At 54.9% G+C, this 6,408-nt stretch carries 6 protein-coding genes; 2 read left to right on the forward strand and 4 right to left on the reverse strand.

What is annotated here, in order from left to right:
* Positions 1 to 1,897 (reverse strand): alkaline phosphatase PhoX (locus tag H6F43_RS13760; protein WP_190343307.1); only part of this gene is annotated, 1,897 nt, incomplete at its 3' end.
* Positions 1,898 to 2,320: 423 nt separating this feature from the next.
* On the opposite strand from H6F43_RS13760, the gene H6F43_RS13765 reads away from it, so the two are divergent.
* Complete coding sequence (locus H6F43_RS13765) at positions 2,321 to 2,470, forward strand: hypothetical protein (RefSeq protein ID WP_190343308.1); 150 nt, start codon at positions 2,321 to 2,323, stop codon at positions 2,468 to 2,470.
* Between the two features lie 45 nt (positions 2,471 to 2,515).
* Here H6F43_RS13765 and H6F43_RS13770 read toward each other — a convergent pair whose 3' ends face one another.
* Both H6F43_RS13770 and H6F43_RS13775 read right to left on the reverse strand, forming a co-directional pair.
* On the reverse strand, positions 2,516 to 4,267 hold the full coding sequence (locus tag H6F43_RS13770) for a glycosyltransferase family 39 protein (RefSeq protein ID WP_190343309.1): 1,752 nt from the start codon (positions 4,265 to 4,267) through the stop codon (positions 2,516 to 2,518).
* Between the two features lie 163 nt (positions 4,268 to 4,430).
* Positions 4,431 to 5,282 (reverse strand): alpha/beta fold hydrolase, encoded by an 852-nt coding sequence (locus H6F43_RS13775; RefSeq protein WP_190343310.1) that lies wholly within the window; start codon positions 5,280 to 5,282, stop codon positions 4,431 to 4,433.
* Positions 5,283 to 5,447: 165 nt separating this feature from the next.
* Between H6F43_RS13775 and H6F43_RS13780 the strand changes: the two genes are divergently transcribed.
* Complete coding sequence (locus H6F43_RS13780) at positions 5,448 to 5,648, forward strand: hypothetical protein (protein ID WP_190343311.1); 201 nt, start codon at positions 5,448 to 5,450, stop codon at positions 5,646 to 5,648.
* Positions 5,649 to 5,719: 71 nt separating this feature from the next.
* On the opposite strand, the gene H6F43_RS13785 is transcribed toward H6F43_RS13780, so the two are convergent.
* Positions 5,720 to 6,262: an NUDIX hydrolase gene (locus tag H6F43_RS13785; RefSeq protein ID WP_190343312.1), complete on the reverse strand. Its 543-nt coding sequence runs from the start codon at positions 6,260 to 6,262 to the stop codon at positions 5,720 to 5,722.
* Between the last annotated feature and the right edge of the window lie 146 nt (positions 6,263 to 6,408).

Below are 6,408 nucleotides of genomic sequence, written 5' to 3' on the forward strand. Positions count from 1 at the left end.
CCAGGTTATCCAGGTTGCCGAAGCCACCGCCGTCTTGTGCACCAGCCTCACCGCCCTGAACAAACCGCTGCCAGCGGAACGTAGTGCCTGTTCCGTCTTTGCTGTCTTCGATGATCTTGTAGAGTCCACCGGACTGCTGTGCCGCGTTGGCTGCCGTGCTGTATTTAGCCACAACAAATACTCGCGAGTCTGGATAGCCGTCGCTTCCTGGCGCACCGTCGGTGTAGGCAATGAATACTTCCTTCGTCTTGGGGTGAACTTCGATGTCCTCTGGACGCGCGGTTGGAGTACCACCGACGAGATTGGCGGCGAGGAAGGCATCGACCAGCACGGCACCTTGAGAGGTGTAGAAGTCCGACAGTTTCTTGCCTTGATAGTCGGGTAGCGCGGTAGCTTCGTTGGTGGTATTGACGTTTAATGCGCCGCCATCCACGGTTTGTCCGGCAATGCCGTTCCGACGCGGCAGATTCAGGCGTCCGTTCTGCTGTGCCGATCCGAGTGCGGCAAGCTCCGTCGAAGCCAGCACGCTGGGCGGGATCGGATTTGTGGCTGAGTTCAGCAGCAGCGGAATCCATTCGCCCGTGCCTTCATTGGGACGGGTCGGGTCCGCAGGCGGATTGTACCGAGCAACGTAGAGCGTACCGTCCTCAAACAGGGCGCTGTTAGCGGGATCAGTGGGCGTGGTGACGCGACCGGAACTGACGTATTTCCAGGTGTGTCCGCCGCGTCGATCGTCGCCCAGATACGCGACTAACCGTTTGCCTGCCTGCACGCGCACAGCAATATTTTCGTGGCGGTAACGTCCTAGATACGTGTGCTTGCGGGGACGGAAGTCGGGATTCGCCAGACTCACTTCTACCATCCAGCCGTACTTCTCGCCGACTAGACCAAATTCGGTGCCGAGAATGCCATCAACGTATCCGGCTTGAGTACCGTCGGGCTTCACCGCTTCGTTAACGCCAACAAAGAACGCACCGGGACTCCCCTGGAAGTTCTCTTCTGCCGATAGAATTGTGCCCCAGGGCATCGTGCCGCCAGAGCAGTTGTATGCGGTGCCGATGATACGGTTGCCCAAACCATCCGAGTTGACTGCCTCAAACACTTCGGTTGCCGCAGGTCCGGTAGCAATCAGGTAGTTGCTGTCGCCCTGCTGATGAGACTTGCTGCCCCACGAGGTTACGCTCTGGTAAGCGTCGCCGCGCTCAGCGTTGATTGCTAGACCCGACAGACCATGCAGACGGCGATTCAGCGGATCGTCTTTGACCACAGCAAATCGAGCGTTGCGGTTGCGGCGGGCGATGCGGACGATCGAGCCGCCCATGTTGTACATAAACTCGCCGAACAGTTCCCGACCGCGCTCGGTGGGAAAACCGGGAATCACGATCGGTCCAGACTCCGGAAACTCTGCCGTAATGTCCGCAGGAGTTTCTGGAGCAAAGCGCGAGATCGGGAAGCTGTTGTACTCATGGTTAACCCACAGGTAGCCATCGGTCACATTACCACCCACGGGCACAAAGCCTGTGTAGTCACAGTTGTAGCCGAAGTAGTCGTCGGGATTGGGGAAGACGCGATCGCCCCAGCTAACGATGATGTAGCGCTCAAACTCTGGCGGCACAATTACATCGTCCAGCGGCGTGTAGCTAGCCAAATTCATTTTGGCGGGCGTGTTTGCCTCCGCCAAAATCGAACCCTGACCCCCTCCGATCGCCAAGAAACTCTTCTGCTGCTCGTAGATGGGCAGAGGATGAGGCAGGCGCACCGGAGTGAATGTCAAAGGTTCGGAGGCAGCGATCGCATTGCTTCCAAATAAGGAAGACCCTACGCTAGGAGCCAGCGCTGTTGCAGCAGCACTGCTCCCAAAAAAGATCAAAAATTGCCTACGAGACAGCTTGGACATAAAACTCTCTGAAAAACTGCTGAAACTAAACGGAAGAGACACCCATTCAGCACAGCAGTATATAGAAATAGCTTTAAGGGAAAATAATATTAAGGTTAATGCTGAGGAGTTATTGTCACTTAAACAAAACAAGCTTTGCTTTTCTCAGTGTTGATTTTCAAGCGCAACAATGTGAAATAAAGCCTAGAAAACGATCGCGCCAATATGGTATCTTAATGTAGCCAATGATCTATTCATGGCGAGGATTTCAAGCACTTAATAGAATTCTGTCGATTTTGATTTAAGAGCCGTTCAACTGCTCATATATTTATTAATAAATAATATGAATGGCTTATTATAAGCTCATGCTTTCTTAAAGCCAAAAGCTAATTTATTGTTCAATAAATTTATTATTTTCCTAGGTGAGCACCAAGGCTCTGTACCATGTGCTCTGCTGCCACCGCAGACGTTTCAGATGTGCTCGGCGTCAGCAAGACCCAGGTTCGTCGCGCGAGTCAGTTTGACCGCGATCGTCGCGACGATCGGGTGGGTGTTGCAAACGATGATTCCAACACCAGTGGCGCGAGCAGCTAGCCTACGGACAGTCGGGACGTAGTCAAAGATCGTCGGACCGATCGCTTAGTACAGAGCCTCCAAGTACTTTGGCTTTGGATTGTCAGACGTTACGATCGACGATTCGGACTTTCGTAGAAACACGAGCACTCTTGCAGGATTAAAGCGCCCAAGCTTAAGTTCCACAGGTCCCAAAAACTCTGGGCGCTGCCGCATTCGCTCGATTAGCTCAGCGTTGTAGCGATTGTCGATATCCTGCTTGTCCGCTGCGCTACCAGAGACATTCAGCGCGGTTACAACAACATTGCTGGCATTCACGGATGCCATCACTTGCGTCCAGTTGGGGGGCGTGTTCTCGTTGCCACCGTTGGGAAGATTATCCTCAAATCGCCACAGCCAACGGACTTCGATCGGCTCGTTCGCCTCAACCCACGGAAACGCCAGCTGTGGAGCCGCCAACCCGCCACCGTTACCCAAGTAGCCGATGCTGGGAACGCGAATATTTTGAGCGATCGTGACCTCCCGCAGTTTCGACCAGTCCCACTGCTCCGAGCGTCGCATCACAACCGACGGATTGCCCCACAGAAGAACATTAGATTTGGATGCACTATCTCCGGCTTGGTAACGCGGCTCACCCGGAGTGGGCGACACCATCACCGCAAGCTGAAAACAGAACAGCACCGTTGCGGCGGCGGCTAACCAGCGCGAAGTCGTCCAGCCCGTCAGCGCAGCCAGTGCACCAATCGCGATCGCCAGCGGCAGCAGCGCTGGGGCAATCAAACGGGGATTCTGATTTGTCGCAAAAATTGAGGTAATCAAGGTCGGGAGTGACGCTGTGAGGAACAGCGCGATCGCCGTTAGCTGAAACCGCTCCAGCTGCAGCCGCTTCTGCACCAGTCGCAGCGCCACGGTTGCTACGATCGCCACAAACAGCAGCGTCAGCGCTGGACCCAGCAGCGTTTGCACGAAGGTGTAAAACCAGTTGCCGATCGCCTCTGGTGAACCTCTGGCACCGAGAGAGTGACGCACGTAACCGCTAGAACGCAGCGCTTTTGCCAGTCCAGGCTTCACGTTAAAAATCCACCAAGGTAGCGCGATCAGCGTCCCCAATATGCAGGCCTTGACCAGCGACGAGAGCCGGGGTGCTGCGATCCATTTAAACCAAACCAGTCCCAGCGTCAGCAAACCCACTGGAGCCATTAGAAAGAAAAAAGGCGGCTTTGCTAGCGCACCCAACCCCAGTGATACTCCTAACCCAATCCAGTTGCGCGACGGCTCGTCCTGGTCCCAACTTGCCAGCAGAAAATACAGCGTTGCCGCGATCGCCAGATAGTACGGATAGTCCACGTAGAACCGCAGACTTGGCGCAACGACGATCGGGCACAGCGTCAGAAACACAACGGCAAACGCACCAGCAGTCGGTCCGGCAATCCGCTTCGCCATCAGGAACGTCAGCCATACGCTAAGGCCCATACACGCCAACCCCACTAACCGCAGCAGCAGCGGCTTAGCTCCCAACAGCAGCGTTACCGGCAGCACTAACAGCCGATAGGCAGGCGGACGAGTCCGATCTTCTCCAATCACAGCCTTGAGTAGCTCCAGAACCCCACCTTGGCGGAATGCAGCGACATCTCGGTAGGCGCGGTTGACGTAGCGGCCTTCGTCCCAATTGGTGCTGAACGGGTGAGCACCAAGCCAGAACAGCGAGGCGATCGCGATCGCCGTCACAGTTAACAGCGCTAACCCAAGCCAAAACTTCTGTCCAAACGCTTTGGTAGGCTGCACATCCCAGATTGGCTGATTACCTTCGAGTTGCATACAGAATGGGGAATGAAGAGTGGGAACGATCGCTCCACAATCGCTATGAAATATTTAAACGGTGTCTGCAGACAGTTGTGAGTAGATTCCGGCAACTTCACCGAAAAAACACGCAAGACCCATCGGTGGGAAGCCAGTAGATCCCTATCAATACGCGTCCCCTTCACAACACCGCTTGCCGTCTAAGAAACAGCAGCAGCGCCTCATTCACCTTCTCGTGCCAGTCTTCCTGTGGGTAGTGCCCAACTTCTTCCAGCTTGACGAACTCTGCACCGTTGAGAGCGCGGGCAAACAATTCAGCCACGTCGATCGGCAGCCACGGATCGCGATCGCCCCACGCCAGCAGCAGGGGGTTTGTCCACTGGTGCAGCCCCGCTTCGATTTCGGCGGTTGTTTGCTTGAGCTGCAAATTCTGAATCGTCGCCAGCAGAGCGCGTCCGGCATCCGAGCTTTTGAGAAACGGGCGGCGGTACACATCCAAATCGGCGTCTTCAACTCGATAGCCACCGCCGCCTTCTAACGTGCGATCGACGAGCAGCGGGTCTTGAGTCATCATGTCGCCAACGAGGGGAATCCCCAACTGCTGCATCTTCCAGGGCAGTTTAGCCGCGGTGGTGACTGGGGCATTGAGAATTGCTAGCCGATCGATCTGCTCTGGATGACGCAGGGCATATTGCACGCCTACAGAGCCCAGAAAGCCTTGCACGACGAGCGAGCAGCGGGAGATTTCTAGAGCTGCCAAGAAGTGTCCCAACGCCTCAATGAAGGCATCGGGCGTGTAGGCGAAGTCGCGGCGATCGGGCTGTGCCGAAAAGCCATAGCCAATCCAGTCAGGGGCAATGGCAGGAAATCCCTGAGCGGCAAGAGCAGGCAGCACGTTTCGCCAACTGTAGCTCTGGGCAGGTAATCCATGCAGCAGCACAACGGGCAGGCGATCACGCGTCCCAGTGGGCTGTACGTCGCGGTAAAACCAACGCAGATTGCCAACCTCAAGTTGATGCTCGCCCACGGTCACTCAGTGCCTCTCTCAGTGTTGTCTGAGCTTACCGCTTGCGGGATTACCCGTAAACCATAAAGTTATATTAAGATACTCATTTTGTAGTTTTAGCTACAGAATTTATCTGGTATATTCTAATTATTGAAGCAATTAACTTGACTATAAGAACCAGGAGAACGGAAAATGGCTAACGAAACTCGGATTCGCGCCCTAATGATGCGCCACCACCATATGATTCGGAATCGGGAACAGTGCATGTTGAGCCGTGCGGCTGCCGAACTGGGAATGCCCGCTGAGGTCGCTAACTACTCCAGCGAAATTAAAGGTGAGCCAAATCCCTCCTTCCGCGATGTCTACGATCGCAGCCACGTGGGTCTCAGCTAGGATGCCTTGCTTGAGTTGACCACGGTTCCAAAATTGACAGAATTGGGCGCTCTTTCACTGAAAGGGCGCCCTTAGGTTTTTTGGTGCCGCCACCACTCCAGTAAAACAGCACGACACTGAAGACACGCTAGCGTGTGCAAGAGATCCCGTACTCCAGCGTCGATCGTCGGATACCGCACGCAGTCGGCTTGCACGGCACCTGACTGAAGCTGCGCCACAAATCCGTACAGACGCTGGTTCGAGAATGAGCTATTGACTGCCCAACCTGCTGAACTCAAGGACGTAAGCTGCACGATCGTCCCTGCCTCCACACCCAACTCCCGCTGCAAAATGCTAGTCGCGACATCGTCTGGCAGTTTGCCCTCTGGAACCCGCCCGCCCGGAAAATCTAGGGTTGCGCGACCAATGCCCGGACGGTACATCGGCAGCGGCAGAACGAACTGGTTGTCTTCGATCGTCAGAATCACCGCAGAGTTAGCTTTTTCGACGCGCCAGTATTCCAAGACGCCCTGTTCAGTCTCCAAATGTTCGCCAAGCAGAGTCACCCATGGCGAGCGCAACTCCAAAAAGCGATCGTGCACTCGCCAAGACTGTTGAGATAAATGATCTGTCATAAATTTGACACGTAGGGGACACACGTATCGATTCTATTGCCCTAGCGACCCACGAATCCTGTCCAAATCTGCTCCCACCAGGACTGGCTTCGAATCGACGGCTGTTTCTTGCGAATATCCTGAATATTCCATCCGGTTAAACGAGC

Origin of the sequence: Leptolyngbya sp. FACHB-36, assembly GCF_014695955.1 — a bacterium.
In the GTDB taxonomy this organism is placed as follows: Bacteria; Cyanobacteriota; Cyanobacteriia; order Leptolyngbyales; family Leptolyngbyaceae; genus FACHB-36.

Excerpts from the sequence above, each read along its gene's own strand:
- H6F43_RS13765 (WP_190343308.1), top strand. The coding sequence starts at position 2,321 with ATGTGCTCTGCTGCCACCGCAGACGTTTCAGATGTGCTCGGCGTCAGC.
- H6F43_RS13770 (WP_190343309.1), bottom strand. The coding sequence starts at position 4,267 with ATGCAACTCGAAGGTAATCAGCCAATCTGGGATGTGCAGCCTACCAAA.
- H6F43_RS13785 (WP_190343312.1), bottom strand. The coding sequence starts at position 6,262 with ATGACAGATCATTTATCTCAACAGTCTTGGCGAGTGCACGATCGCTTT.
- H6F43_RS13780 (WP_190343311.1), top strand. The coding sequence starts at position 5,448 with ATGGCTAACGAAACTCGGATTCGCGCCCTAATGATGCGCCACCACCAT.